The sequence below is a fragment of the Kitasatospora sp. NPDC059803 genome (assembly GCF_042732255.1).
GTDB lineage: Bacteria > Actinomycetota > Actinomycetes > Streptomycetales > Streptomycetaceae > Kitasatospora.
On the sequence record NZ_JBHWIJ010000008.1, the window covers coordinates 2,006 to 28,350 of the forward strand.

At 73.2% G+C, this 26,345-nt stretch carries 22 protein-coding genes; 16 read left to right on the top strand and 6 right to left on the bottom strand.

The genetic code is table 11. The annotated features are described in order from the left end of the window. Positions 1-196 precede the first annotated feature (196 nt). The 7 genes from ACFV6I_RS02370 to ACFV6I_RS02400 all read left to right on the top strand — a co-directional run bounded on the left by ACFV6I_RS02370 (position 197) and on the right by ACFV6I_RS02400 (position 8,849). The gene (locus ACFV6I_RS02370) at positions 197-1,450 is read left to right on the top strand and encodes a molybdopterin molybdotransferase MoeA (protein ID WP_380423320.1); all 1,254 of its coding nucleotides are present in this window, start codon (positions 197-199) and stop codon (positions 1,448-1,450) included. Positions 1,451-1,499: 49 nt separating this feature from the next. Next, positions 1,500-2,546 carry a TrkA family potassium uptake protein gene (locus ACFV6I_RS02375; RefSeq protein ID WP_079135735.1) on the top strand — a complete coding sequence of 349 codons (1,047 nt, stop codon included), beginning with the start codon at positions 1,500-1,502 and terminating at the stop codon, positions 2,544-2,546. Positions 2,547-2,593: 47 nt separating this feature from the next. Continuing rightward, entirely contained in the window at positions 2,594-3,571 is a 978-nt protein-coding gene (locus ACFV6I_RS02380; RefSeq protein WP_380423321.1) for an NAD(P)H-quinone oxidoreductase, read from the top strand. A gap of 134 nt (positions 3,572-3,705) precedes the next feature. After that, on the top strand, positions 3,706-4,392 hold the full coding sequence (locus ACFV6I_RS02385; protein ID WP_380423322.1) for a hypothetical protein: 687 nt from the start codon (positions 3,706-3,708) through the stop codon (positions 4,390-4,392). A 198-nt stretch (positions 4,393-4,590) separates the two neighbouring features. Continuing rightward, on the top strand, positions 4,591-5,202 hold the full coding sequence (locus ACFV6I_RS02390; protein ID WP_380369757.1) for a bacterial proteasome activator family protein: 612 nt from the start codon (positions 4,591-4,593) through the stop codon (positions 5,200-5,202). A gap of 257 nt (positions 5,203-5,459) precedes the next feature. Continuing rightward, a complete protein-coding gene (locus tag ACFV6I_RS02395) occupies positions 5,460-6,938 on the top strand; it encodes a protein kinase (protein WP_380423323.1) in 1,479 nt (492 codons plus the stop codon). Between the two features lie 264 nt (positions 6,939-7,202). Beyond that, a complete protein-coding gene (locus ACFV6I_RS02400; RefSeq protein WP_380423343.1) occupies positions 7,203-8,849 on the top strand; it encodes a protein kinase in 1,647 nt (548 codons plus the stop codon). A gap of 20 nt (positions 8,850-8,869) precedes the next feature. Here ACFV6I_RS02400 and ACFV6I_RS02405 read toward each other — a convergent pair whose 3' ends face one another. Both ACFV6I_RS02405 and ACFV6I_RS02410 read right to left on the bottom strand, forming a co-directional pair. Next, positions 8,870-9,970 (bottom strand): phosphotransferase, encoded by a 1,101-nt coding sequence (locus ACFV6I_RS02405; RefSeq protein WP_079135737.1) that lies wholly within the window; start codon positions 9,968-9,970, stop codon positions 8,870-8,872. A 67-nt stretch (positions 9,971-10,037) separates the two neighbouring features. Next, positions 10,038-10,697: a response regulator transcription factor gene (locus ACFV6I_RS02410; RefSeq protein ID WP_063348500.1), complete on the bottom strand. Its 660-nt coding sequence runs from the start codon at positions 10,695-10,697 to the stop codon at positions 10,038-10,040. A gap of 426 nt (positions 10,698-11,123) precedes the next feature. Between ACFV6I_RS02410 and pdhA the strand changes: the two genes are divergently transcribed. From pdhA to ACFV6I_RS02440, 6 genes are all read left to right on the top strand, one after another. Continuing rightward, on the top strand, positions 11,124-12,278 hold the full coding sequence (gene pdhA, locus ACFV6I_RS02415; protein WP_063348501.1) for a pyruvate dehydrogenase (acetyl-transferring) E1 component subunit alpha: 1,155 nt from the start codon (positions 11,124-11,126) through the stop codon (positions 12,276-12,278). Continuing rightward, positions 12,278-13,252, top strand: coding sequence for an alpha-ketoacid dehydrogenase subunit beta (locus ACFV6I_RS02420; protein ID WP_063348502.1), 975 nt, complete (start codon positions 12,278-12,280; stop codon positions 13,250-13,252). The genes pdhA and ACFV6I_RS02420 overlap by 1 nt, the downstream gene beginning before the upstream one ends. 15 nt (positions 13,253-13,267) lie before the next feature. Continuing rightward, positions 13,268-14,731: a dihydrolipoamide acetyltransferase family protein gene (locus ACFV6I_RS02425; RefSeq protein WP_380423324.1), complete on the top strand. Its 1,464-nt coding sequence runs from the start codon at positions 13,268-13,270 to the stop codon at positions 14,729-14,731. A gap of 294 nt (positions 14,732-15,025) precedes the next feature. Next, complete coding sequence (locus tag ACFV6I_RS02430; RefSeq protein ID WP_380423325.1) at positions 15,026-16,249, top strand: benzoate/H(+) symporter BenE family transporter; 1,224 nt, start codon at positions 15,026-15,028, stop codon at positions 16,247-16,249. A 230-nt stretch (positions 16,250-16,479) separates the two neighbouring features. Then, positions 16,480-17,658, top strand: coding sequence for a M64 family metallopeptidase (locus ACFV6I_RS02435; RefSeq protein WP_380423326.1), 1,179 nt, complete (start codon positions 16,480-16,482; stop codon positions 17,656-17,658). A gap of 98 nt (positions 17,659-17,756) precedes the next feature. Then, entirely contained in the window at positions 17,757-19,103 is a 1,347-nt protein-coding gene (locus ACFV6I_RS02440; RefSeq protein ID WP_380423327.1) for a nitrate/nitrite transporter, read from the top strand. A 57-nt stretch (positions 19,104-19,160) separates the two neighbouring features. Here ACFV6I_RS02440 and ACFV6I_RS02445 read toward each other — a convergent pair whose 3' ends face one another. From ACFV6I_RS02445 to ACFV6I_RS02455, 3 genes are all read right to left on the bottom strand, one after another. Next, the gene (locus ACFV6I_RS02445; RefSeq protein WP_380423328.1) at positions 19,161-20,009 is read right to left on the bottom strand and encodes a Bro-N domain-containing protein; all 849 of its coding nucleotides are present in this window, start codon (positions 20,007-20,009) and stop codon (positions 19,161-19,163) included. A gap of 364 nt (positions 20,010-20,373) precedes the next feature. Beyond that, positions 20,374-21,207 (bottom strand): Bro-N domain-containing protein, encoded by an 834-nt coding sequence (locus ACFV6I_RS02450; protein ID WP_380339137.1) that lies wholly within the window; start codon positions 21,205-21,207, stop codon positions 20,374-20,376. A gap of 165 nt (positions 21,208-21,372) precedes the next feature. Beyond that, positions 21,373-22,194 carry a maleylpyruvate isomerase family mycothiol-dependent enzyme gene (locus tag ACFV6I_RS02455; protein WP_380339134.1) on the bottom strand — a complete coding sequence of 274 codons (822 nt, stop codon included), beginning with the start codon at positions 22,192-22,194 and terminating at the stop codon, positions 21,373-21,375. Positions 22,195-22,367: 173 nt separating this feature from the next. Here ACFV6I_RS02455 and ACFV6I_RS02460 point away from each other — a divergent pair, with 173 nt between their 5' ends. From ACFV6I_RS02460 to ACFV6I_RS02470, 3 genes are all read left to right on the top strand, one after another. Beyond that, on the top strand, positions 22,368-23,165 hold the full coding sequence (locus ACFV6I_RS02460; protein WP_063348508.1) for a carbon-nitrogen family hydrolase: 798 nt from the start codon (positions 22,368-22,370) through the stop codon (positions 23,163-23,165). A 197-nt stretch (positions 23,166-23,362) separates the two neighbouring features. Further along, positions 23,363-24,499, top strand: coding sequence for a GntR family transcriptional regulator (locus tag ACFV6I_RS02465; protein WP_380423329.1), 1,137 nt, complete (start codon positions 23,363-23,365; stop codon positions 24,497-24,499). A 115-nt stretch (positions 24,500-24,614) separates the two neighbouring features. Further along, positions 24,615-25,262 carry a hypothetical protein gene (locus ACFV6I_RS02470; protein WP_063348510.1) on the top strand — a complete coding sequence of 216 codons (648 nt, stop codon included), beginning with the start codon at positions 24,615-24,617 and terminating at the stop codon, positions 25,260-25,262. A 53-nt stretch (positions 25,263-25,315) separates the two neighbouring features. Here the strand turns inward: ACFV6I_RS02470 and ACFV6I_RS02475 are convergent, their stop codons facing one another. Continuing rightward, positions 25,316-26,101 carry an SLATT domain-containing protein gene (locus ACFV6I_RS02475; RefSeq protein ID WP_079135741.1) on the bottom strand — a complete coding sequence of 262 codons (786 nt, stop codon included), beginning with the start codon at positions 26,099-26,101 and terminating at the stop codon, positions 25,316-25,318. Positions 26,102-26,345: the final 244 nt, after the last annotated feature.

Genomic DNA, 26,345 nt, shown 5'->3' on the forward strand with positions numbered 1-26,345 from the left:
CCCCGCCCCCCCCCCCGCCCCCCCGGGCGCCGCGGGGCCCCCCGGGGGGGCCCCGCCCGCCGGCGCCGCGCCCCGCGTTTCTCTGCGCCCCGGGGGCCGCCCCCCGGGGGGCCGGGCCGGGGGCCGTGGCCGAGGCCGCCCGGCGGACCGCCGCGCTCGCCGAGCGCTGGAGCGCCGCCGCCGGGCCGGGCGAGGCGTGAGCGCCGTCGGGCAGACCACCGTGGCCGCCCCGTCGACCGGTCCCGGCGTGCTGAGCTGGGCGCAGGCCCGCGAGGCCGCCCGCCGGGCCGGGCTGAGCCCGCTGCCGGCGGTCGGGCTGCCGCTCGCCGAGGCGCTCGGCCGCACCCTCGCCGAGCCGCTCACCGCGCTGACCGACCTGCCCGCCTTCGACACCTCCGCGATGGACGGCTGGGCGGTCGCCGGGCCGGGCCCCTGGCGGGTCGCCGGGCGGGTGCTGGCCGGCCGGGCGGCGTCCGTGCCGTTGGCCGACGGCGCCGCCGTCGAGATCGCCACCGGCGCCCAACTGCCGCCGGGCGCCACCGCCGTCCTGCGCCGTGAGCACGGCCGCACGGACGGCACGTTGCTGCACGACTGCGGCCGCCACCCGCTGACCACCGGTCAGGACGTCCGCCCGCGTGGCCAGGAGTGCCGCCGCGGCGAGGCGTTGCTGCCCGGTGGCGTCCCGGTCGGCCCGGCCGTGCTCGGCCTGGCCGCCGCCTGCGGTCACGACCGGCTCGCCGTGCGCCGCCGCCCGGTGGTCGAACTGCTCGTCCTCGGCGATGAGTTGCTCGCCTCGGGCGTCCCCGGTCCGGGCCTGGTCCGGGACGCGCTCGGGCCGCTGCTGCCGCCCTGGCTGCGGGCGGCCGGTGCCGAGGTGGCCGAAGTGCGGGCCGTCCGGGACGACTTCGGGCTGCTCCGGGACGCGCTGCGGCACTCCACCGCCGACATCGTGGTCACCACCGGCGGAACGGCGGCCGGCCCGGTCGACTTCCTGCACCGGGCCCTCGCCGAGGCCGGCGCCCGGCTGCTGGTGGACGGCGTGGCCGTCCGCCCCGGACACCCGATGCTGCTGGCCGAACTCCCGTCGGCCGCATCCCCGTCGGCCGGCCCCGCCGGGGGCGGGCTTCCGGGCGGGCGGCACCTGGTGGGGCTGCCCGGCAACCCGCTGGCCGCCGTCGCCGGGACGGTCACCCTCGCCCTGCCGCTGCTGCACGCCCGCAGCGGGCGGTCCGCCGTCACCCCGGCCCTCGCACCCGCCGCCGTCGGCCTGCCCGGGCACCCGGTGGACACCCGGCTGCTGCCCGTCCGGCACACCGCCGACGGCGTCGTCCCACTCGCCTTCGACGGGCCCGCGATGCTGCGCGGTCTCGCCCGGGCCGAGGCGCTGGCCGTGGTACCGCCCGGCGGCGCGGCGGCCGGCGCACCCGTCGAACTGTTGGAGGCACCGTGAACGGGCCCACCGGGGCGTGCGCGTCCCACGACAGCGGGGAGGCGACCGCATGAGCAGGCTGCGGGGTGCGCCCGCCCCGGGGACCGAGCCGTGGTCGGACGCCGGGATCGTGCTGCCCGCCCGGCGGAGCGCGCCGGCCGTCCGGCAGGTCGGCTCCCGGCTGCTGGTGGCGCTCGCCGTCCTGGTCGCCACGACGCTGATCGTCTACGTCGACCGGGACGGCTACAACGACAACGCGGGCGGCGGGGTCAGTTTCCTGGACGCGGCGTACTACGCGACCGTGACGCTGTCCACCACCGGGTACGGCGACATCACCCCGTACAGCGACGGCGCCCGGCTCACCAACATCTTCGTGATCACCCCGTTGCGCGTGGTGTTCCTGATCATCCTGGTCGGGACCACGCTGGAGGTGCTCACCGAACGAACCCGCCAGCAGTGGCGGTTGAACCGCTGGAGGTCCACCGTGCGCGAGCACACCGTCGTCATCGGGTACGGCACCAAGGGCCGCAGCGCCGTCGACACCCTGCTCGGGCAGGGCGTGAAGAAGGACGAGATCGTCGTCGTCGACCCGCAGCGCAAGGTGATCGACCAGGCCGCCCGGCACGGGCTGGTCGGCGTGGTCGGCGACGCCACCCGCACCGACACGCTGCTGCGGGCCGAGGTGCCCACCGCCGCCCGGGTGGTGATCGCGCCGGAACGGGACGACACCGCCGTCCTGGTCACGCTGACGGCGCGCCAGCTGAACAAGGGCGCCACTGTGGTCGCGGCCGTCCGGGAGGATGAGAACGCCCCGCTGCTGCGGCAGAGCGGCGCCGACGTCGTCGTCACCAGCTCCAGTTCGGCCGGGCGGCTGCTCGGCCTGTCGATGCTCAGCCCGCACGCCGGCGCGGTGATGGAGGACCTGCTCACCTACGGCAACGGCCTGGACGTGGTCGAGCGCCCCGTCACCCGGGCCGAGGCCGGGCACAGCCCGCGCGCGTGCGAGGACCTGGTGGTCGCGGTGGTCCGCGGCCGGCGGGTGCTCAACTACAGCGAGCCCGAGGCCGCCGTGCTCCAGCTCACCGACCGGGTGATCGTGATCAAGTCGACCGGCTGACGCGGGCCTTGCCCCCTCCTCGCCGTGACGCGCAGTAGGTTCGGGGCATGTATGCGATGACGATTCCCGTACCCGGCGGTCCCGAGGCACTCGTGTGGGCGGAGGTGCCCGACCCGGTGCCCGGCGAGGGCGAGGTCCTGGTCGAGGTGGCGGCCACCGCCGTCAACCGCGCCGACCTGCTCCAGCGGCAGGGCCACTACAACCCGCCGCCCGGCGCCTCGCCCTACCCCGGGCTGGAGTGCGCCGGGCGGATCGCCGCCCTCGGCCCGGGTGTGTCCGGCTGGGCGGTCGGCGACGAGGTGTGCGCGCTGCTGTCCGGCGGCGGGTACGCGCAGCTCGTCGCGGTGCCGACCGGACAGCTGCTGCCGCTGCCCAAGGGCCTGGGCTTCGAGGAGGCCGCCGCGCTGCCCGAGGTCGCCTGCACGGTGTGGTCCAACGTGTTCCTCACCGCCCACCTGCGGCCCGGCGAGACGGTGCTGCTGCACGGCGGCGCGAGCGGCATCGGGACCATGGCGATCCAGCTGGCCAAGGCGGTCGGCGCGCGGGTCGCGGTGACCGCGGGCAGCGCCGGGAAGCTGGCCCGGTGCGTCGAACTCGGTGCCGACATCGCGATCGACTACCGCGAGCAGGACTTCGTCGAGGCGGTCAAGGAGGCCACCGGCGGGGCCGGGGTGGACGTGATCCTGGACATCATGGGCGCCAAGTACCTGCAGCGGAACGTGGACGCGCTGGCCGTCAACGGGCGGCTGGTGATCATCGGACTGCAGGGCGGCGTGAAGGGCGAGCTCGACCTCAACGCGCTGCTGCGCAAGCGCGCCGCGGTGATCGCCACCAATCTGCGCGGGCGCCCGCTGGCGGAGAAGGCGGCGATCGTGGCGGCGGTGCGCGAGCACGTGTGGCCGCTGGTGGAGTCCGGGGTGGTGAAGCCGGTGATCGACCGGGTGCTGCCGCTGACCGACGCCGGCGACGGGCACCGGGCGCTGGAGGCGGGGGAGCAGGTCGGCAAGGTCGTGCTGCGGGCCTGAGTCGGGTCCGCGGGGCTGCGGCCCGGGGCGGAACATCCGAAATGCCCTGATCGTCGGATTGTGTGAGGCTGGTTCGGAGCTGTCCCGCCGCCGACCCCGCCGCGCGCGGTCGGCCGTCGGAAGGACCTCCGACCGTGGCCGCACCAACGCACCTCCTCGGGCCGCTGCCCGCCGCGCCGCACCACCGTCGTACCCGCCGTACCGGCCCGGGCCGGGCCCAGCGACTGATCGCGGCGGCCGTGCTCGGGCTCACGCTCCCGCTGGCCGCCGCTTCGGCGGCCGCCGCCGTCGGGCCGGCGTCGTCGTCGCCGCCCCCGTTCACCGCCGAGCCCGCCGCCGTGGGCGGGCCGGAGCCCGAGGCCGTTCCGGCGGTCGGGCCGCCGCAGCACCCGCGCCCCGGTCGGGGCGACGCCCGGGTGTACCGACGCTGGGCGGTGTGGGTGCCCGAGCACGCCGACACCGCCCCGGACCGGGCTCCCGGGCAGGCTCCCGGGCAGGCCCCTGCGCAGGTTCCCGAGCAGAACCCCGACCAGGTTCCTGACCGGAGCACCGGGCAGGTCGGTGCGGGGGACCAGCCCGAGGCCGACCAGGGCGCCCCGGACACGGCGGACGCCGCCGCACCGAACGCCGCCGCCGCACCGAACGCCGCCGCCGCATCGGACGCCGCCGCCGCGACCGCCCAGGCCATCGCGGCCGCCGTCCCCGCCGTCCTGCCCGCCCGCTGGCGGGACGCCTCGACCGTCCAGTTCCCGCTGGGCGCGGGGCTGGGGTTGATCGGCTGCGGCCTGGGGTTGATCGGGTTGCGGCTGCGCCGGGGCTGAGTCGCGGGGCGGGTGCGGCGGGGGAGGTTCCGTGAGGGGTGTGTGCACGCCCCAGGGGGGCCGGGGCGGGCCGGGAGCTGAGTATCCGTACGGATTCCGGGGCGGCGCCCGGGGGCGTACCGTCGTCAGCGGTGGCTCAGGACGGCGGTTGTACGGGGGCTTCCGCCCGACCAACCCCAGTGAGAGAGAATGTTGTTCATGACGAATCCGATGAACGAGCGCTCGTTTCAGCAGCCATTCCAGGCCGCGGGCGGGCAGTCGCAGGACGGCCAGAAGGTGCTGATCGTCGGACCGGACGGGCTGCCCGTGGGCCAGGGGTTCGCCGGCTCGGCGGGGGACGAGGACGAGGGCGACCTGCCGCGTGAGCTCCCGGTGACCGAGATGGTCGAGCAGCCCGCGAAGGTCATGCGCATCGGCAGCATGATCAAGCAACTGCTGGAGGAGGTCCGGGCGGCGCCCCTCGACGAGGCCAGCCGGGCCCGGCTGAAGGACATCCACGCCAGCTCGATCAAGGAGCTGGAGCTCGGCCTGGCCCCCGAGCTGGTCGCCGAGCTGGAGCGGCTGTCGCTGCCCTTCAACGAGGACATCATTCCGACCGAGGCGGAGCTGCGGATCGCCCAGGCCCAGCTGGTCGGCTGGCTGGAGGGCCTGTTCCACGGGATCCAGACCGCGCTGTTCGCCCAGCAGATGGCGGCGCGGGCCCAGCTGGAGCAGATGCGGCGGGCGCTGCCGCCCGGTCTGAACGGCGGCGAGCTGGACGAGGACGAGCCGGGCCAGGGCCGCGGCATCCGTTCCGGCCCGTACCTGTAACGGGCCGCCGACACCGGACGTACCACGACGGTCCGCCCCGGGCCGGGGCGCCGTCCGGCGGCGCCGGCGGTCCGGGGGCAGGACCGGCCCTGGACCGATCACCGTCGGCGTCAGCCGATACCCTGACCCCTGTCGCAGGCCGGTCGTACCGCCGCGGCAGGGGTCCGCCAGGCCCGCGGGCCCGGCCCACCACGCACGGACGAGACCGAACGTCACGGTCGCGGCGCCACGGCCGCGCCGAGGGGGAGCAGAGGACCATGAGCGAGCACGGCAACGCGGCGGTCGGAGGCTCCTCCCTGGGCAACGGCCGCTATGTGCTGCAGCGGCTGCTGGGCGAGGGCGGCATGGCCTCGGTGCACCTCGCGTACGACAGCGTGCTGGACCGGCAGGTCGCGCTGAAGAGCATGCACAACGAGCTGGGCCGGGACGCCTCGTTCAAGGAGCGGTTCCGCCGCGAGGCGCAGGCGGTGGCCCGGCTGGAGCACCCGAACATCGTCACGGTGTACGACAGCGGCGAGGACGTCGCGCCGGACGGCTCCAGCACCCCGTACATCGTCATGCAGCTGGTGGACGGCAAGGGCCTGCGCGAGGCGATCAACGAGGCGGTCGCCCAGTACGGCGCGATGCCGACCGAGGAGGCCCTGCGGGTCATCGTCGGCGTGCTGAACGCGCTGGAGGCCTCGCACGACATGTCCCTGGTGCACCGCGACATCAAGCCCGGCAACGTCATGTTCGACCGCAAGGGCAACGTCAAGGTCATGGACTTCGGCATCGCCCGGGCGCTGGAACCGGGCGCCACGTCGATGACGCAGACCGGCATGGTGGTCGGCACCCCGCAGTACCTGTCGCCCGAGCAGGCGCTCGGCAAGCCGGTGGACGCCCGCTCCGACCTCTACTCGGTCGGTGTGATGCTCTTCGAGATGCTCACCGGGCAGCTGGTCTTCGACGGCGACTCGGCGTTCTCGATCGCCTACAAGCACGTCCAGGAGGAGCCGCCGGCGCCGTCCACCCTCAACCGGTCGGTCACCCCGGCGGTGGACGCCTTCGTCGCCCAGGCGCTGCGCAAGGACCCGGCGTACCGGTTCCAGAGCGCGGCGGCGATGCGGGACGAGGCGGAGCGGCTGATCGCGGCCGCGAAGGGCGGCGGCAGCGGGCACCCGTTGCAGGCCAGCACGCCGCTGGTGATCAACGAGGGGCCGCGCTCGGTGCACGCGGCGCCGCAGACCCCGCACCCCCAGTACCCGCAGCAGGCTCCGCCGCCGCAGCAGCCGCAGTACCGGACGCCGCCGCCGGCCTTCCAGCCGCCGCGTCCGCAGGGACCGCAGACCCCGCACCCCCAGTACCTCCAGCAGGCGCCGCCGCCGCCGCAGCAGCCGCAGCAGCCGCAGTACCGGACGCCGCCGCCGGCCTTCCAGCCGCCGCGTCCGCAGGGGCCGCACACGCCGCACCCCCAGTACCTCCAGCAGGCCCCGCCGCAGCGGGCGCACACCCCGCCGCCGCAGCCGATGCCGTCGTACCAGCAGCCGAAGGCGCCCAGCGGCGGCGGCTGCTCGACGGCCGTGGTCGTCATCGCGATCATCGTCGGCGTGCTCGTGCTGGCCGGCATCATCATCGCGATCGTGGTCAACAAGGCGCAGGACAACAAGACGAAGACCAAGACCGGGCACACCACCGGTGAGCGGCCCGCAGTGGTGCTGGTGGTTGACCTCCCGGTCGACCGGAATGGCCTGCTCTGACGCTTTCCGGCCGGTTCGGGCGTGCCACGGGCCCGCGCCGGAGGCGGTAGCGTTCGGGGATACGAAGCGACAGGGCACCGCGATCCGAGCGAACGCCCGGGGCGAGGAGCGATGGCACAGACGCAGCAGCCGGATGACGGAACGGGTGCCGGAGCTGACGGCCGGACCGGCGGGACGCCGAGGATGCCCGGACCCGGCAACGACGCCGCGACCAGCGCGTTTCCCCCGGTCGGGCCCGGCGGCCCGCAGACCCCCGGCCGCGGCATGGCCGCGCCGCTGGGCACGGTCGGCGACGGCCGCTACCGGCTGACCTACCGGCTCGGCCGCGGCGGCATGGCCGAGGTGTTCGCGGCCGAGGACGTACGGCTGGGCCGGACGGTCGCGGTCAAGCTGCTCCGCGGCGAGCTGGCCCAGGACGACATCGCCCGGCTGCGGTTCACCCGCGAGGCACACGCCGTCGCGGGGCTCAACCACCACTCGATCGTCGCGGTCTACGACACCGGCGAGGAGTACGCCGGGGACGAGTCCACGCCGTACATCGTGATGGAGCTGGTCGAGGGCCGGACCGTCCGCGAGCTGCTGGTGGACGAGGACGCGCCGCCGGTCGACCAGGCGCTCATCATCATCGCCGGGGTGCTGGAGGCGCTGGCCTACAGCCACCGCAACGGCATCGTCCACCGGGACATCAAGCCCGCCAACGTGATCATCACGACCGCGGGCGCCGTCAAGGTGATGGACTTCGGCATCGCCCGGGCGCTGACCGGCACGGCCAGCACCATGACCCAGACCGGCATGGTCATGGGCACCCCGCAGTACCTCTCGCCCGAGCAGGCCCTCGGCAAGCCCGTCGACCACCGCTCCGACCTGTACGCGGCCGGCTGCATGCTGTACGAACTGCTGGCGCTGCGCCCGCCGTTCACCGGCGACACCCCGCTCTCGGTGGTCTACCAGCACGTCCAGGACATGCCGGTGCCGCCCTCGCAGGCCAACGGCCGGGTGCCGGTCGGGCTGGACCAGCTGGTGCTGCGCTCGCTGGCCAAGAACCCGGACGACCGCTTCCAGGACGCCGACGAGTTCCGCGCGCACCTCCAGCACGCGCTGCGCGAGATGCACGGCGCGGGCGGCGCGGGCTGGGCCGGCGCGACGGCCGGGCTGGCCGCCGCGGGGCAGGGGAACACCGACGCCACCCAGGTGATCCGGCCCGACCAGACCGCGGCCACCGCGGCCTTCGGCGCGATCGGCCCCGGCGACCAGACCTCGGTGCTGCCCTACCAGGGGATGGGGGGCCCGGGCGGCCCGCACACCCCGTCGACGCCCTACCCGGGGGCCGGCGGCCCCTACGGTGGCGACGAAGACGGCGACTCCGGCCGTCGGCGCGGGCCGTGGGCCTGGGTGGCCGGCGCCGTGGCCGTGCTGCTCGCGGCCGGGGTCGGCATGGCGTTCGCGTTCAGCGGCAACGAACCCGGGAACTCGCACATCGTGCCGCCGACGCCGCTCCCGGCGGTCAGCACGACCGAGCCCAGCACGCCGCCCCAGAGCGGCTCGCAGAGCCCGCCCGCGTCCAACACCGGCAGCCGGCGCCCGACGCAGCCGACCGAGAACGGCAGCAACGGCGGCAGCTACAACAACGGCGGCAACAACAACGGCAACAACAACGGCGGCAACAACAACGGCAACAACAACATGTCGCCGTCGCCGGGTTCGGGCAAGCACTCGACGACCCCGTCGCCCAGCCAGACCCCCAGCCACACTCCGCCCCCCACCACGGCGCCCGGCACGCCCAGCACGGCGCCGACCACCCCGAGCACGGGAAGTGGCGGCAGCACGGGGGCGGCCACGCAGCCGCCGGCGACCAAGTCGAACCCGCCGGCCACCCAGCCGCCGGCGACCCAGCCGCCGGCGACGCCCTGATCGGGCCGGGCTGACACCGGTCAGTTGGCGAAGGCGTCCAGGACCTGTTCGTACTCCTGGCACCACCACGTCAACTGGCCGGCCGAGGCGGGGTAGAGCGGGTCGGCCCGGTGGTCGGCCCGCTGGTAGCGCCACTGGAGCATCCAGAAGTCGTTCAGCCGCTCCCACCAGACCCGGTGGACGGCGGCGGCCAGGTGTTCGGCGGTGGCGGCCCCGGTGGCCCGGTAGGACTGCGAGTAGTGGCGGACCCGCACCAGGTCGAGGGTGCCGGACGCCCGGTCGTTGAAGAGCAGCGTGGCGGCGCGGACGGCCTCCTCGGCGCGCGGCTGCGGGCCGAGCTTGTCCCAGTCCAGGACGGCCGCGACCGGGCCGCCGTCGGGGCCGTCGCCGTACAGCAGGTTGAGTCCGTGGAAGTCGCCGTGGGTCCAGCCGGTGGGCGGGGCGGTCTGCGGGGCGGGGCGGCGGTGGGCGTGTTCGGCGAGCAGTTCCAGCCGTTCGGTGAGCCGCCGTTCGACCAGCGCGTCCAGGTCGCCGTACGGGCGGTGGTCGCGGGCGTGGCGCCGCAGGTCGCGGGCGAGGTCGGCGCTGTCGAGGGGGTCGGCGGTGCGGTAGCCGGGGGGCTGTTCGAAGGGGGCGCACACGTCGTCGAGCGCGCCGTGCAGTCGGCCGAGCAGCGCGCCGAGCGCGTCGCACTGCGGCGGGGAGAGGTCGGTACCGTGCCGGTGTCGGCCATCCACCCAGGGGAACAGCGCGAACAGCCGGCCGCCGTAGCCGGCCACCGTGCCGGCTCGTTCGGCGCAGGTCAGCGGGGGTGCGACGGGCAGTCCGAGGGCCTGGAGCCCGGCCATCGCCCGGTGGTGGGCGACGATCTTCGGGCGGCTGGCGGTGGCGGCGTCGACGTAGCACTTCAGGAAGTACGCGCCGGTCTCGGTGGTGACCCGGTACCCGCGGTTCAGCAGGCCTTCGGCGACCGGTTCGGCGGTCAGCAGCCCCCCCACCCGGTAGCGGCCCAGGACCTCGGCGAGTGCGGCGCGCGGGACGGGCGGACTGAGGGTCCCTATCGGCGGCGCGGAGAGGTCGGGGCGGGCCGGGGAACAGGAGAGGGTCTGGCTGAAAGTCACAGCCAGAGGTTAGGGCCCCCGTGCGGGGGCCCTTGACAAGTCGTCGGTTCTGTGATCGCTGTTCTGATCAGTGCTGCTGGTCCGCCTGGTGCCGTGCCACGAAGGCCGCTGCCTGGGTGCGTCGCTCCATGCCCATCTTGGCGAGCAGACTGGAGACGTAGTTCTTCACCGTCTTCTCGGCCAGGTGCAACTCGTTGCCGATCTGACGGTTGGTCATCCCCTCGCCGATCAGATCGAGGATCCGGCGCTCCTGCTTGGTGAGTTGCGCCAGCCGCTCGTCCTCCTTCTCGCCGCCGTCGCGCAGCCGGGCCAGCACCCGGCTGGTGGCGACCTGGTCGAGCAGCGACTTGCCGGCCGCGACGTCCCGGACGGCGGTGATCAGATCGGTGCCGCGGATCGCCTTCAGGACGTAGCCGGACGCGCCCGCCATGATCGAGTCGAACAGCGCCTCGTCGTCCGAGAACGAGGTCAGCATCAGGCACTTGATCTCCGGCATCCGGGACCGGATCTCCCGGCAGACCTCGACCCCGTTGCCGTCCGGCAGCCGGACGTCGAGCACCGCGACATCGGGGTGGACCGCCGGGATCCGGGTGAGCGCCTCGGCGGCGGTGCCGGCCTCGCCGACCACCTCGATGTCGTCCTCGACCGAGAGCAGATCGTGCACGCCCCGCCGGACAACCTCGTGATCGTCGAGCAGGAACACCCTGATTTGTCCGTTATCAGTCACGTCCAAAGCCTCCCATATCACCGTACGGAAGACCTATCGTCCCTGGTGCCGCAGCCAGGTGGTCCGGCCGGGGCGGTCCAAAACCGATACCGAGAACCCCCTTACGTACGGGCCCGCGCCCGGATAACGTGCGCTGGTGTCCTGAAGGCGCCCGAATTGAGAGCTGCGTCACGCGGTCCGTCACCCCCACCCTTCCGACGGCGCGCTGCCCGCGGCACCCTCGGGGTTGTAAGCCCTGAACAAGTAGGACGTCCTAGCGCAAGCGCGCCAAGGGCGGACGCTGGGTAACGTTCTCGTGAGGGACGCCGTCGGAACAGGATCACCACCTGCCCCGCAGTAGGAGCGCACACCCACGCGCGCCCCGCGAGGCGGTGACCGGACCGGTCACCGGCGACCCCGGGCGGCCGGACAGACCGAGGAGTGAACGTGACCGTCAAAAGCACGGCGAGGGCCCGCAAGAAGGCGGCCCCCGGCGTCCCTGACACCCTCCGCGCCACGGGGAAGGACGCCCAGCCGGAGCTCGTACAGCTGCTCACCCCGGAAGGCGAGCGGGTCGAGCACCCGGACTACCCGCTCACCACCACCCCGGAGGAGCTGCGCGCCCTCTACCGCGACCTGGTGCTGGTCCGCCGGTTCGACGGCGAGGCCACCGCACTCCAGCGCCAGGGCGAGCTGGGCCTGTGGGCCTCGCTGCTCGGCCAGGAGGCCGCCCAGGTCGGCTCCGGCCGCGCCATGCGCACCGGCGACTACGCCTTCCCCACCTACCGCGAGCACGGTGTCGCCTGGTGCCGCGACGTCGACCCGCTCAACCTGCTCGGCATGTTCCGCGGCGTGAACCACGGCGGCTGGGACCCGAACGAGAAGAACTTCCACCTGTACACCATCGTGATCGGCGCGCAGGCCCTGCACGCCACCGGCTACGCGATGGGCATCAGCAAGGACGGCGCCGACGACGCGGTCATCGCCTACTTCGGCGACGGCGCCTCCAGCCAGGGCGACGTCAACGAGGCCTTCACCTTCGCCTCGGTCTACAACGCGCCCGTGGTGTTCTTCTGCCAGAACAACCAGTGGGCGATCTCCGAGCCCACCACCACCCAGACCAAGATCCCGCTGTACCGCCGCGCCTCCGGCTTCGGCTTCCCCGGCGTCCGGGTCGACGGCAACGACGTGCTGGCCTGCCTGGCCGTCACCCGCTGGGCGCTCGACCACGCCCGCAGCGGCAACGGCCCGGTGCTGATCGAGGCGTTCACCTACCGGATGGGCGCGCACACCACCTCCGACGACCCCACCCGCTACCGGCCCACCGAGGAGACCGAGGCCTGGAAGGCCAAGGACCCGATCGCCCGGCTCCGCGCCCTCCTGGAGAAGGAGGGCCTGGCCGACGAGGAGTTCTTCACCGCGATCGACGCCGAGAGCGAGCGGCTGGGGCTGCGGGTGCGCGAGGGCGTGCGCGGCATGCCCGACCCGGACCCGACCCTGATCTTCGACCACGTGTACAGCGAGCCGCACGCGCTGGTCGATGAGGAACGGGCCGAGTACGTCCAGTACGCGGCCTCCTTCGAGGCGGGGGAGAACCACTGATGGCCGGTCAGCTCAGCATTGCCAAGGCGCTCAACGGCGCGCTGCGCAAGTCGCTGGAGAGCGACCCGAAGACCGTCCTGATGGGCGAGGACATCGGCAAGCTCGGCGGCGTCTTCCGGATCACCGACGGCCTGCAGAAGGACTTCGGCGAGGGACGGGTGATCGACACCCCGCTCGCCGAGTCCGGCATCGTCGGCACCGCGATCGGCCTGGCGCTGCGCGGCTACCGCCCGGTGGTGGAGATCCAGTTCGACGGCTTCGTCTACCCGGCCTTCGACCAGATCGTCTCCCAGCTGGCCAAGATGCACGCCCGCGCGCTCGGGAACATCAAGCTCCCGGTCACCATCCGCATCCCCTTCGCGGGCGGCATCGGCGCGGTCGAGCACCACAGCGAGTCGCACGAGGCGTACTTCGCGCACACCGCGGGCCTGCGCGTGGTCAGCCCGTCCAACGCGCACGACGCGCACTGGATGCTGCGGCAGGCCATCGCCTCGGACGACCCGGTGGTCTTCCTGGAGCCCAAGCGCCGGTACTGGGACAAGGGCGAGGTCGGCGACGCCGCCGACCTCGGACTGCACGACGCCCGGATCGTGCGCTCCGGCACCGACGCCACGCTGCTCGCCTACGGCCCGATGGTCAAGGTCTGCCTGGAGGCCGCCGCGGCCGCCGAGGAGGACGGCCGCCGCCTGGAGGTCGTCGACCTGCGCTCGCTCTCCCCGGTGGACTTCACCACCCTGGAGGAGTCGGTCAAGCGCACCGGTCGGGCCGTCGTGGTGCACGAGGCGCCGGTCTTCCTGGGCATGGGCGCCGAACTGGCCGCCCGGCTCACCGAACGGTGCTTCTACCACCTGGAGGCGCCCGTTCTGCGGGTCGGCGGCTACCACGCGCCGTATCCGCCGTCCCGCGTCGAGGAGGCCTTCCTCCCCGACCTGGACCGCGTGCTCGACGCCGTCGACCGCGCACTCGCGTACTGATCCGGGGGAGCGAAGATGACCACCGAAGTTCGCTCGCTCCGCGAGTTCAAGATGCCCGATGTGGGCGAGGGCCTGACCGAGGCCGAAATCCTCAGCTGGTACGTCAAGCCCGGTGACACCGTCACCGACGGGCAGGTCGTGTGCGAGGTGGAGACCGCCAAGGCGGCGGTGGAGCTGCCGATCCCGTTCAACGGGGTCGTCGAGCAGCTCTTCTTCCCCGCGGGCGCGACGGTCGACGTCGGCACCGTGATCATCTCGGTCGCGGTCGCCGGGGAGGCCGGGGCCGCGGCTCCTGCCGCTCCTGCTGCTGCTGTTGCGTCCGTCGCCGCCGCCGCGCCGGCCGAACCGGCCGAACCCGAGCGGCGCGAGGTGCTGGTGGGCTACGGCCCGCGCACCGGCACCGCCCAGCGCCGGGCCCGGCGCACGACCACGACGACCGTCACCGCGACGCCGGCTCCGGCCGCACCCGTCGTGCCGGCTGCGTCCGTCGTGCCGGCCGCTCCGGCACCGGCCGCACCGGTCGCGACCGCCTCGTCCGTCCTGGCCGAACAGCCCGCCGGGGAGCGGCCGTTGGCCAAGCCGCCGGTGCGCAAGCTGGCCAAGGACCTCGGCATCGACCTGCGCGCGGTCGTCCCGACCGGCCGGGACGGTGTGATCACCCGCGAGGACGTGCACGCCCACGCGTCGGCCCTGGCCACCGCGCAGGCCGCCCCGGCGGCGGCGCCGGTCGAGGCCGGGCCGGTCGGTGCTGCGGTGCCGGTGCCGGTCACCGTGACGGGCGACGTCCGGGTGCCGATCAAGGGCGTCCGCAAGGCGACCGCGCAGGCGATGGTGGCCTCGGCCTTCACCGCCCCGCACGTCACCGAGTTCGTCCAGGTCGACGTGACCCGCACGATGAAGTTCGTCCGCCGGCTCAAGGAGAGCGGCGAGTTGGGCCGGGACGTCCGGATCAGCCCGCTGCTGCTGGTCGCCAAGGCGCTGCTCACCGCGGTCAAGCGGCACCCCGAGATCAACGCGCAGTGGGACGAGGCGGCCCAGGAGATCGTCATCAAGGGCCAGGTGAACCTCGGCATCGCCGCGGCCACCCCGCGCGGCCTGATCGTCCCCAACATCAAGGACGCCGGCGGCAAGACCCTCACGGGCCTCGCCGTCTCGCTGGGCGAGCTGATCGACACCGCCCGCCAGGGCAAGACCTCGCCGGGCGACATGCAGGGCGGGACCATCACCATCACCAACGTCGGCGTCTTCGGCGTCGACACCGGCACCCCGATCCTCAACCCCGGCGAGGCCGCGATCCTCGCCGTCGGCACGATCCGGGACATGCCGTGGGTGCACAAGGGCAAGGTCGTCCCGCGTCAGGTGACCACGCTGGCGCTCTCCTTCGACCACCGCCTGGTGGACGGGGAGCTGGGCTCCAAGGTGCTGGCCGACGTGGCCGCGCTGCTGGAGCGCCCGAAGCGCCTGATCACCTGGGGCTGACGGTCCGGGACGTCGCGAACGGGAAGCCACGAAGGGGCCTTCCCCCACACCCACCGGCGGGGGGACGCGCCCCCCCCCCCCCCCCCCGGGGGGGGGGGGCCCCCCCCCCACCGCTTCTGCCCGCCCGTCGGCCGGCGCTGGGAGCGAGGCCGGCGGACGGCGATCAGGACCAGCCGATGACGGACACGCACATGACGTGACTTCATCCCTACAGACGTGCATCCTCGCCGGGGGTTGCAGGTGGTTTCAAAGACTTTTCCGGGGCCCCGGCGCGGCGTTCGGGATACTTCCGGAATGACTGAAGAGCTGACGGTCCGACCGGAGACGGTGCCGGACAGGGGCGGGGAGCGCCGGTCACTGCGACGGGACGTGTCGGGGCCGGCGCTGCTGGCGGGGCTGGTCTGCATCGCGGTGTCGTTCTCGGGGCCGCTGGTGGTGGTGCTTGCGGCGGCGGCCGCCGGACGGCTGGACGCGGCGCACACGGCGTCCTGGATCTGGGCGATGGCCATCGGCAGCGGGCTGAGCGGCTTCGCGCTGAGCTGGTGGACCAGGACCCCGGTGATCACCGCCTGGTCCACCCCGGGCGCCGCGCTGCTGGTGACCAGCCTGGGCGCGTACCCGTACCGGGAGGCGGTGGGGGCGTTCCTGGTGAGCGCGGTGGTGGTGACGCTCTTCGGGGTGACCGGCTGGTTCGGCCGGCTGATCGCGGCGGTGCCGACCGGGATCGTCAACGCGATGCTGGCGGGCATCCTGTTCTCCTTCGGCGCCGGGATCTTCGGCGCCGTGCACGGCGCGCCGGTGCTGGTGGTCGGCAGCCTCGCGGCCTTCCTGCTGGCCAAGCGGCTGGCCCCGCGGTACGCCGTCCCGGTGGCGCTGCTGGTGGGCGGGGTGCTGGCGGCGCTGACCGTCGGACTCCCGCTGCACCTGGGCGCGGGCGGGCCGACCCGGCCGGTGTTCACCGTGCCGGGGTTCTCCTGGGCGGCCACGGTGGGGCTGGCGCTGCCGCTCACGATCGTGGTGCTGGCCTCGCAGAACGCACCGGGCCTGGGGGTGATGCGGGCCTTCGGCTACCGGCCGGACGACCGGCTGCTGATCGGGTCGACCGGTGTGGTGTCGCTGCTGCTGGCACCGTTCGGCTCGCCGGGGGTGAACCTGGCGGCGATCACGGCGGCGATCTGCTCCGGCCCGGAGAGCCACCCCGACCCGCGCCGCCGCTACGTCGCGGGGATGTCCTCGGGCGTGCTGTACGTGCTGGTGGGCAGCTTCGGCGGGGTGCTGGTGAGCCTGTTCACCGGCCTGCCGAAGGAACTGATCGCGGTGATCGCCGGGGTCGCCCTGCTGGCCTCGCTGCAGGGCAGCCTGGCGGCGGCGGTGGCGGACGAGCGGGGGCGGGACGCGGCGGTGGTGACCTTCCTGGCCAGCGCCTCGGGGATGAGCCTGTTCGGGATCGGCTCGGCCTTCTGGGGCCTGCTGTTCGGGCTCGGCACCCACCTGGTGCTGAACCTCCGCAGGCGCTGACGAGGGGCCTGTCATCGGCCATATTCCAGTCATTGGGATGACTGGTTAGGTGAGGGTCATTCGGCCAGGTCGGTGACATTTTCGGCGCGCGGTAGGGGTGACACACCCGTCCGGGTACGTCTTCGCTCCACCACCCGGGCTACGCCGGGTGACCGGAACCCCGAGGACGCACCCGTATGCCACCTGGCAACCCTGGCCGTCTCGTTCGGAGTCTGGCCGCGCTCGTGCTGGTGTCCACCGCCGTACTCCCCGCCGCCCTGGAACTGGTCGGCCCCTCGCCGTTCGGCGTGATCGGGCCGGGCGCCCCCGCCGACCGGGCGGTCCCGCCGCACAGCGCACAGCGCGCCGACCGCCGGACCGTCACGGCCGCCCCCACCGTCGACATACGCCGCACCGGGGACCCGGCCAACCGGATCACCCTGGTCCTGCTCGGCGACGGCTACACGGCCACCGAACAGGACCTGTTCCGACAGCAGGTCGACCGGGCCTGGCACGCGCTGATGGCCATCGAGCCGTTCCGCACCTACCAGGGGTTCTTCAACATACGGCGGGTCGAAGTGGTCTCCCCGGTCTCCGGGATAGCCGAGACCGAGAGCCGCGGCCGCAACCCCGCCACCCCGCTCGGCATGCACTTCTGGTGCGACGGAACCGCCCGGCTGCTCTGCGCCGACGAATCCGCCACCGCCCGGTACGCGGGCGACAGCTCCGGGCCGCAGTACCTGATAGCCCTGGCCAACTCCACCGAGTACGGCGGCGCCGGCGGCACCGGGGTGACCACCCTGGCCGGCGGCAGCCCGGACGCCGGGCGGATCATCCAGCACGAGATCGGACACACCGTGGGGGACCTCGGCGACGAGTACGACAGCGCCCCGGACGACGCCGAGTACCCGAACCTCGCCACCCTCGACGCCGACGACATGCGCAAGAAGCAGACCAAGTGGTGGCGCTGGCTGGGCGCGCAGTCCCCGGACGGCGCCGGGACGGTCGGCGCCTACCGCAGCGCCAACGGCCTCTACCGGCCCACCCCCGACTCGGTGATGCGCACCCTGGGCAGCGCCTACAACCTGCCGTCGCGCGAAGCGATCATGGAGGAGCTGTACCGCAGGATCCGGCCCACCGACGCCCCGTCGCCGCCGCCCGGCGAGGTGAGCGGGCACCCCCGGCTGAACGTCCGGCCGGTGCCGCTGACCGGCCCGCGACAGCTGAAGGTCGAGTGGAAGGTGGACGGCGTCGCGGTGACGCCGCAGGCCGCCGACGGCACCTGGCTCGACACCGACCAGCTGAACCTGGCCCCGGGCCGGACGGCCACCGTCACGGCGACCGTCCGGGACACCACCGACTGGGTGCGGGACGAGGCCTTCCGGGACCGCTACATGACCCGGTCGGTGTCCTGGACGGTGACCGGCTGATGCCCGGTCCGCGGAATCCGTGGAATCCGCGGTCCGTGGACGATCGACCGCACCCCGCACTGGGCGTCCCATCATGGGATGACTAGTCTGGTCGCACTATGACCGTGGAGCCCGCCCGCTCAGCCGCACCCCTGTCCGTCCCCGCTCCCCGAACCGCCGACTCGCCGCCGTCGGCCGCCCCCGCGCCGTCCCCGCCCGGCGGGCGCGCGGCCTGGCTCGCCTGGTCCATCGGCGTCAGCGTCTACATCCTCGCGGTGATCCACCGCACCAGCCTCGGCGTGGCCGGACTGGACGCCGCCGACCGCTTCGGCATCGGCGCCTCCGCGCTCTCCACCTTCTCGATCCTCCAGGTGCTGGTCTACGCGGCCATGCAGATACCGGTCGGCCTGCTCGTCGACCGGATCGGGCCGCGCCGGGTGCTGCTGATCGGCGTCGTCCTGCTGAGCTTCGGCCAACTGGCCTTCGCGTTCAGCTCCTCCTTCGCCCCCGCGCTGGCCTCCCGGGCGGTGCTCGGCTGCGGCGACGCGATGACCTTCATCAGCGTGCTGCGGCTCGCCGCCCGGTGGTTCCCCGCCGCCCGGAACCCGTTCGTGGCCCAGCTGACCGGCCTCGCCGGAATGGGCGGCAACCTGATCACCACCGTGGTGCTCGCACAGGCCCTGCACCGCGAGGGCTGGACACCCACCTTCACCGCGATCGCCCTGCTCGGCGTCGCGGTCTTCGCGCTGGTCGCGCTCTTCCTCAAGGAGGCCCCGGCCGCCGCCGCCGTACGGCCGGTCGAACACCCGCCCGCGCCGCGGCCGAACGTCGGCCAGCAGGTCCGCGCGTGCTGGCGCGAACCGGGCACCCGGCTCGGGCTCTGGGTGCACTTCACCACCCAGTTCCCCGGCAACGCCTTCGGCCTGCTCTGGGGCCTGCCCTACCTGGTGGAGGCGCAAGGCCTCTCCCGGGCCGCGGCCGGCGGAATGCTGACCCTGCTGGTGCTCAGCAACATGGCCTTCGGCTTCCTGTTCGGCCGGGTGCTCTCCGTCTCGGCGCGAGCCCGGATGCCGATCGTCCTCACCGTCATCACGGCCACCGCCCTCGGCTGGGCGCTCGTCCTGGCCTGGCCCGGCGGACACCCGCCGATCTGGCTGCTGTCCGCCATCATCGTGGTGATGGGCAGCAACGGCCCCGCCTCACTGGTCGGCCTCGACTACGCCCGCGCCCGCAACCCGGTGGAGCGCCTCGGCACCGCCTCCGGGATCGTCAACATGGGCGGCTTCATCGGCACGATGATCACCCTCTTCGGCATCGGCGTCCTCCTCGACGGCCTCTCCCCGGCCGGCACCGACTCCTACTCGGCCGACGCCTTCCGCTGGGCGTTCTGCTGGCAGTACGTCCCGCTGGCGGTCGGCACGGCGATGATCCTGCGCCTGCGCCGCAAGGTCGCGGCGGGGGCGTAGGGTCTCTGACCTGCGGAGGGCGTTGAAACTATCACTTTGGGTGATGGTTTCCCGCCGCTACAGCCCGATGCCCCGGAGCACCTCGGTGATCTCCGTCGGCCGTCCGTAGAGCTGGACCCGGTCGATCACACAGAGCACCGTGCCCTCCGGCGGCATCATCGGTGTGCGAGCCGGATGCGCCCCCGGTCGCGCCGGCTGCTCGGCGGCTTCGCGCCGCATGCGGATCAGGTCCACCAGCTTCAGTTTGGGGCAGCCGGGGACGATCCGGCTGGCCCGGATGCCGACTCGCTCTTCGCCCGGGCAGGCGAAGTAGGCGCCGAACGGCGGCCCGCTGTCCTCTTCCCGGTTTGGCAGGTGGAGGACCATCTCGCCGTGCTGGCAGTGGACCGTCCCGTCCGAGTGGACGGTCAGGCCGGGCCAGTCCTCGTGGTCGATCTCGGCGACGATCCGTACCTGTTGTCCGATCGCCTCGGTCAGGGTCCCCGCCATCCGCCGCTGCTGGGTGGGGATGTCGGTGTCCCCGCGGCGGACGGAGGGGAGAAGTTCCTCAGTGACCCACGCGCGGAACGGCCGGGCGGACTTCTTGTCCGACCTCATGAGAAGGGTGTACAGCCCTGCCTCACTCACCACGCCGAGCAATGGATTTCCTCGTTGATAGGCTTTCTGAGCTGGGGAAATGGCCAAACCATCAGCTCGGCTGATGGTTACCGAACGCAAGTCGACGGTGCGGTGCTGGTGGGTTTCCAGCCCTTTGACGGCGAAGGCCGGGTTTCCTCGGCCCAGGATTCGGCACACGTCCGCCGTGACGAACCACGGTTGTCCGTCGATCATCACGACTCTGATCGGTTGTCCCGTGACCGGGAAGCTCGATCGAACCAGAGTCATCTGCTGCTGTTCGTCGTCCATGGGGACGCCCCTCCTTCTTCCGGGTGGTGGTGGGAGTGCCCGGAACAACGAGGTCGAACGGGTGAGGTGTTGGTGCTGGATTGACGGATGGATGCACGAGTGGTGCCGACCCGGCGCGCACTCGTGCGTGTACGCCGGGTGGCGTGCGCTGTGGGGCGGTTGGGGTCAGATGGTGACCGCGAAGGCGGACAGGACCCGGTCGGCGAGTTCCTCCGTTTGCGCCGGAAGGTTGCGGCGGCGGGGGCGCAGGGTTTCTGACCTGCGAAAACGTCGTAACCATCGCTTTTGGCGATGGTCTTGAGAACTTGCCCCCGGTATGCCTGAGTTCAACTCAGGCATACCGGGGGCATACGGCATCGGTAGTTCAGCGCCGGTACTCGCGCAGTAGTTCGGCGAGCTGTGGCGGTGTCCCGTAGATGCGGCCAATGTGGCCGTCGTTCACTTCTGCGTACATGAGCCCGCGATCGGGCTCGGGTTCACGGTCCGGCCTGGGTAGTGCTTCGCGCCGCATGCGGATCAGGTCCACCAGCTTCAGTTTGGGGCAGCCGGGGACGATCCGGCTGGCCCGGATTCCGACTCGTTCTTCGCCGGTGCAGGCGAAGTAGGCGCCGAACGGTGGTCCGCTGTCCTCTTCGCGGTTCGGTAGGTGGAGGACCATCTCGCCGTGGCGGCAGTGGACCGTCCCGTCCGAGTGGACGGTCAGGCCGGGCCAGTCCTCGTGGTCGATCTCGGCGACGATCTGTACCTGTTGTCCGATCGCCTCGGTCAGGGTCTCCGCCATCCGTCGTTGCTGGGTGGGGATGTCGGTGTCCCCACGACGGACGGAGGGAAGGAGGTCGCGGGTGACCCATTCCTGGAACGGTCGGGCGTTGGGCTTCGTGGAGCGCATGATCAGCGCGTACAGGCCGCTCTCATTGACCACTCCGAGGACCGGATTCCCGCGCGTGTAGGGTTTTTGACCTGCGAAAACGTGATTACTCTCAGAATTTCTGAGAGTAATCGAGCGCAGGTTGACGGTACGTGCGTCCGCCGGATTCACGATCTTGAGGGCCTCGCTCGGATTGCCTCGGCCCAGGATTCGGCACACGTCCGCCGTGACGAACCACGGTTGTCCGTCGATCATCACGACTCTGATCGGTTGCCCCGTGACCGGGAAGCTCGACCGGACCAGGACCATCTGCTGCTGTTCGTCGTCCATGGGGACGCCCCTCCTTCTTCCGGGTGGTGGTGGGGGCGCCCGGAACAACGAGGTCGAACGGGTGAGGTGTTGGTGCTGGATTGACGGATGGATGCACGAGTGGTGCCGACCCGGCGCGCACTCGTGCGTGTACGCCGGGTGGCGTGCGCTGTGGGGTGGCTGGGGTCAGATGGTGACCGCGAAGGCGGACAGGACGCGGTCGGCGAGTTCCTTGTCGCCGTCGATGGTGACCGGGCCGGGGCGGCCGCGGCCGCAGGCGAGCCGGAGGTAGGTCTCCCAGTCCATGGTGAGCTGGACGTCGGGGGCCAGGCTGATCGACTCGTCGACGGTGCCGCGGCCGGTCGAGTCGACCCGGATGGTGCGCAGGAACTCCACGCGGCCGGTGACGTCCAGGACCATGGCCGTTCCGGCCGGGGCGCCGGCCTGGTGGGCGACGGCCTTGGGCAGCAGTCCCAGCAGGACGTCCCGGGCGATCAGGGCGGCCGGGGAGTCGAGGTTGCCGGGGGTGCCCAGGGCGCGGCGCAGGTCCTGCTCGTGCACCCAGACGTCGAAGGCCCGCAGGCGCAGCAGCTCGTGGTACGGCACGTCGCGGCTGTTCGGGCCGCCCGGCCAGCGCACCGGCTCCAGGGGCATCTGCTTGGCGTTCCGCAGTGCCCGGGAGCGGCGGATGATCGTGTACTCCAGCTCGCTGGTCATCTCCAGCGCGGTGTGGCAGCGGCGCTTGTCGACCGGCAGTTCGATGTAGCGGGCGAAGTCGGTGGTGACGTGGCGAAGGTCACGTGGCAGGGAGTGGATCGGGCGGGGGTCGCCGAGGAGTTCGGACTCGACCGCGATGATGTGCGAGACGACGTCCCGGACCGACCAGCCGGGGCATTCGGTGGCCCGGTTCCAGGAGCCCTCGGGGAGGGGGGCGACCAGCTCCGATATGGACTCGATGCTCTGGGCCCACGCCTCCGTGTAAGCCTGCACGGTCTGGTTGTCCGTCACGGGAATCTCCGGCCCTCCGTCAGCTTCCTTGCCCTCTGCGCCCGGCCTCCCCGGTCGGCCGGGATGGTCCGGCTTCCGGGCGCACAAGCTAACCGCACGTTACGCTGCCGGGAGACAGCTGGGCAGCGCTTTCGGGTGACGATCGTAGGTCTCTTGCCGTGGACGGTGGTACTGTGCGCGCTTCATTGATCCAACTCGGGGTCTCCGACGCCGAGCCGCCCGCCGAACGGCGGGCCCGGGCCGCCGCGCTGGTCCGGGCGCAGCAGGGTGCGGACCTGGTGGTCCTGCCGGAGCTGTGGCCGCTCGGCGGCTTCGCCTACGACCTGTGGTCGGACGGCGCCGAGACGCTGGACGGGCCCACGTCGGACGCGATGGCGGCGGCCGCGCGGGCGGCCGGGGTCTGGCTGCACGCCGGTTCGATCGTCGAGCGCGATCCGGACGGGCCGATCTACAACACCTCGCTGCTGTTCGCCCCGGACGGCGAGCTGGTGCACACCTACCGCAAGATCCACCGCTTCGGTTTCGACAGCGGCGAGGCGGTGGTGATGGGCGCCGGGCAGGAGATCGTCACCGCGGCCACCGACTTCGCCACCCTGGGCCTGGCCACCTGCTACGACCTGCGCTTCCCGGAGCTGTTCCGGGCGCTGTTGGACGCCGGCGCGCAGCTGCTGGTGGTTCCGGCGGCCTGGCCGGCCCGGCGGCGCGAGCACTGGACGCTGCTGGCGCGGGCGCGCGCGGTGGAGGAGCAGGCGTTCGTGCTGGCCTGCAACACCGCCGGGACGCACGCCGGGGTCGAGCAGGCCGGGCACAGCATCGTGGTGGACCCGTGGGGCCGGGTGCTGGCCGAGGCCGGTACGGAGGAGCAGGTGCTGACCGTCGAGTTCGATCCGGCCGAGGTGGGCAAGGCTCGCGAGGAGTTCCCGGTGCTGCGGGACCGCCTGCTGGGGATCCCGGCGCCGGTCCAGCGCTGACCCGGGCCCGGCCCCGCTCGGCCCCGCCCGGCATGGCCCGGGCGGGGGGAGTCCGGGGGTGTCGGAGGCCTCCGGGGGGTTGGTTTGTACCTTCTCGGGGCGGGTTTGAGAAGATGAGCACTCGTCGTGTTCCCCGCCGCTCGTTGGCCGGTCCGCCGAGGGGCGGCCTGATCAGCCCGCCCCAGGAGGTTGCGCGCATGCCCGGCAACGGCGCAGGCGACACCCGTCCCGTCATCCAGCGCAACAGCCTGCGCGAGCAGATCGCCGGTGCGCTGCGCGAGGAGATGATGGCCGGCCGGCTGGCGGCCGGCCGCAACTTCACCGTCAAGGAGATCGCCGAGCTGTACGGAGTCTCGGCGACCCCGGCCCGCGAGGCGCTGGTCGACCTCGGTGCGCAGGGCCTGCTGCGGGCCGAGCACCACCGCGGGTTCACCGTGCCCGAGCTGGGCTGGGACGACTTCCTGGAGATCTTCGAGTCCCGGGTGCTGGTCACCGACAGCTACTACCGCCAGTTCTCCGCCCGCCGGGCGCTGCCGGACCTCGCCAGGCTGCCCTCGCTGCGCCGCCGCGCCGACGCGGCGGTCCGGGCCGCCCGGGCCGGGAACCTGGACGTGATGGTGGGCTGCGACCGCAGGTTCTGGCAGGAGGTCGCCGCGCTGATCGGCAACCGCCGGATCGGCGACTACCTGGACTGGCTGCGGGTGCAGTCGTGGATGTTCGCCGCGCCCTACCTGCGGGAGCTGCCCGTCCTGGCCGAGATCTGCTGGGACCGCCACCTCGACCTGGTCGACGCCATCGGCGCGCGGGACCTGGTCGGCGCGCACCGGATCATCTGCGAGTACAACCTGTACACCGCCCGGCTGCTGGCCGGGCTGGCCGGGCGGCCGCTGGAGTCGGTGACGGTGCTGGGGCTGCTCACCGAACCCCTCGACGGCGAACCCCTCGACGGCGAACCCCTGGACGGCGAACCCCTGGACGGCGAGCCTCTGGACAGCGAACTCCTGAATAGCGAACCCCTGGACGGCGAGCCCGATGGCGGCGGGCCCGGCGGCGGGCTCCTGGGCGGCGAGCCCGTGCCGCCGGCCCCGTCCGCCGAAGTCCCGTCGGTGGCGGCGGAACCGGTTCCCGGCCAGGCGTTCGACCAGGTCGGGAGGGGCCGACGCCGGCCGGGCGAGGAGGTCGGCCGGGAGCTCGGCCGCGAACTCGGGCTGGGCCTCGGCCTGGTGCCGCAGCCGCGCTCGGTGCCGTACGGCCGGTTCGGCCGGCGGCTGCCCGAACCGCCCCCGGACGCACCGCAGGGACGGCCCGACCCGCGCCCCGCCCCGGGCCGGTAGGGTGGGCGGTCGTCGAACCGGGCGTCCCGCACAACGGCCGTCCGGGTACCGACCCCGCCCCCGTCGTCGTCCCGTCCTGCGGGCGACCCCGCCGCCCGGAGAGGAACTGCCGGCCATGGCCTGCGACCTCTGGCTCGTCCCGCTCGTGGACGTGCTGAGCCACAGCCCCGACAATCCCTTCAGGGACGATCTCGCCCTCTACAACTCGGTGTTGGCCTCCCGCGGGCTGCCCGAGGTGCCGGTCTACCAGTACGTGCCGGGGCTGAGCGGGGCGGTCGAGCCGATAGCCGCCTTCGACTACGACTCGCTGCACTTCCTGCGCCGCGCCTACCTGCTGGGCCTCACCGGGCTGGACATCACGCCGGTGGACTCGCTCGGCGGCGACTACGAGCAGCTGCTGGAGATGTTCGAGAGCAGCGCCGAACAGTCGCACCTGGTCTGGCACTTCGACCACGCGGGTGCCTACGTGCCGATAGAGTTCCCGGCGCCGCTGGTGGACGACGCACTGCTCGCCTCCGGTGGTCCGCTCGGCTCCAGCCACGGGCTGCTGCGCGAACTGCAGGCCGTCGCCCCGGCGCTGGGCCTCGACCCGCTCAACCCGCCGGGCCCGACCCGGCCGCTCGGCCCGACCGGCCTGGAGCAGCCGTTCGGGCCGCCGCTGGACGACCTGCACCCCTTCGCTCGCGAGCGGCACGCGTGGGCGGGCCTGTACGCGGCGGCGACCCGCAGCCTCGCCCAGGGCTCGATGGTGGTCTTCGCCTGAGGCGCCGCCCGCTGCATCCTCCCGCCCACCACGGCAGGCGGCCCTCCCGCCCGCTACCGCAGCGGCCCCTCCGGCGGCCGCTGGCGCGGCATGGTGGGTCGGGTGCCCGGCGGCGGCAGCACCCGCACCTGGGCGCCCACCCCGTTCTCGCTGCGCCCGCCCCAGGTGCCCGGGGCCTGGGTGGGCAGCTGGGTCATGGACGCGCGGAACTCCAGCATCCACTCCGAGGTCTCGGTGCGGACCATGTCCGAGACGTCCTCGCAGAACCGGCGCAGCACGCCGAGGCAGCGCTCGGCGGCTTCGCCCGCGGTGCCCTCGGTCGGGCCGAGCACCTCGCGCACGCACTCCGACGCCCAGTCGAACTGGAAGGCCTCCAGCCGGCGTTGCAGCGCCTGCGCGGTGCTGACGTCACGCATCCAGCCGGAGGTGAGGCCGAACACCCGGTCGGTGCCGTAGCAGGCGGCGGCGAGGGCCAGGCCGACGTAGCCCCAGCTGGTGCCGTGCGAGACCGCGCCGGTCAGGTCGACCAGCGGCGCGGTCACCCCGCCCACCGCGAAGCCGGCCGTGCCGAACCGCAGCAGGCGCGCCCAGCGGCGCTTCCAGATCCGGTCCTTGCGGTACCACTCGATCGCCTCGACCGCCCGCTCCTCGGACCAGCGGTACAGCTCCTCCAGGCGCTCGGCCGGCTCGCCCCAGTCCCCGAGGGGGAACTGTCGAGTGCTCAGATCGGTCCGTCGGCGGGTGGACGCCTGGCGGGCGATGGTCGCGGCGGGCGGGTCCTCCTCGCCGATCTCCTTGCCCCAGGCACTCTCCTCGGGCTGCATTTCCGGCTGGCTCACCTGTGGGGCTCCCTGTGGCGGGCGGACTGCTGGGTCTGGCGGTCTGGCGGTCCATCGGCTGACGCGGCGTCTGCCGTTGGTTGTCCAACAGCACTTCTTACCGCCAAATGGCTGACCATGGGGTCGCTTCCCCGGTGATCGTTACCGGATTCGGCCACCGGAGCCCGAGGTGGAAGGGATGCGGGGGGCGGCGAGATTTCACCCGTCCGAGGGAGGGTCCGGTGACCCGCCGTCCTGACTCGGG

Excerpts from the sequence above, each read along its gene's own strand:
- ACFV6I_RS02470 (WP_063348510.1), top strand. The coding sequence starts at position 24,615 with ATGGCCTGCGACCTCTGGCTCGTCCCGCTCGTGGACGTGCTGAGCCAC.
- ACFV6I_RS02395 (WP_380423323.1), top strand. The coding sequence starts at position 5,460 with ATGAGCGAGCACGGCAACGCGGCGGTCGGAGGCTCCTCCCTGGGCAAC.
- ACFV6I_RS02430 (WP_380423325.1), top strand. The coding sequence starts at position 15,026 with ATGACTGAAGAGCTGACGGTCCGACCGGAGACGGTGCCGGACAGGGGC.
- ACFV6I_RS02375 (WP_079135735.1), top strand. The coding sequence starts at position 1,500 with ATGAGCAGGCTGCGGGGTGCGCCCGCCCCGGGGACCGAGCCGTGGTCG.
- ACFV6I_RS02440 (WP_380423327.1), top strand. The coding sequence starts at position 17,757 with ATGACCGTGGAGCCCGCCCGCTCAGCCGCACCCCTGTCCGTCCCCGCT.
- ACFV6I_RS02450 (WP_380339137.1), bottom strand. The coding sequence starts at position 21,207 with ATGGACGACGAACAGCAGCAGATGGTCCTGGTCCGGTCGAGCTTCCCG.
- ACFV6I_RS02420 (WP_063348502.1), top strand. The coding sequence starts at position 12,278 with ATGGCCGGTCAGCTCAGCATTGCCAAGGCGCTCAACGGCGCGCTGCGC.
- ACFV6I_RS02390 (WP_380369757.1), top strand. The coding sequence starts at position 4,591 with ATGACGAATCCGATGAACGAGCGCTCGTTTCAGCAGCCATTCCAGGCC.
- ACFV6I_RS02445 (WP_380423328.1), bottom strand. The coding sequence starts at position 20,009 with ATGGACGACGAACAGCAGCAGATGACTCTGGTTCGATCGAGCTTCCCG.
- ACFV6I_RS02465 (WP_380423329.1), top strand. The coding sequence starts at position 23,363 with ATGCCCGGCAACGGCGCAGGCGACACCCGTCCCGTCATCCAGCGCAAC.
- ACFV6I_RS02425 (WP_380423324.1), top strand. The coding sequence starts at position 13,268 with ATGACCACCGAAGTTCGCTCGCTCCGCGAGTTCAAGATGCCCGATGTG.
- ACFV6I_RS02400 (WP_380423343.1), top strand. The coding sequence starts at position 7,203 with ATGGCCGCGCCGCTGGGCACGGTCGGCGACGGCCGCTACCGGCTGACC.
- ACFV6I_RS02380 (WP_380423321.1), top strand. The coding sequence starts at position 2,594 with ATGTATGCGATGACGATTCCCGTACCCGGCGGTCCCGAGGCACTCGTG.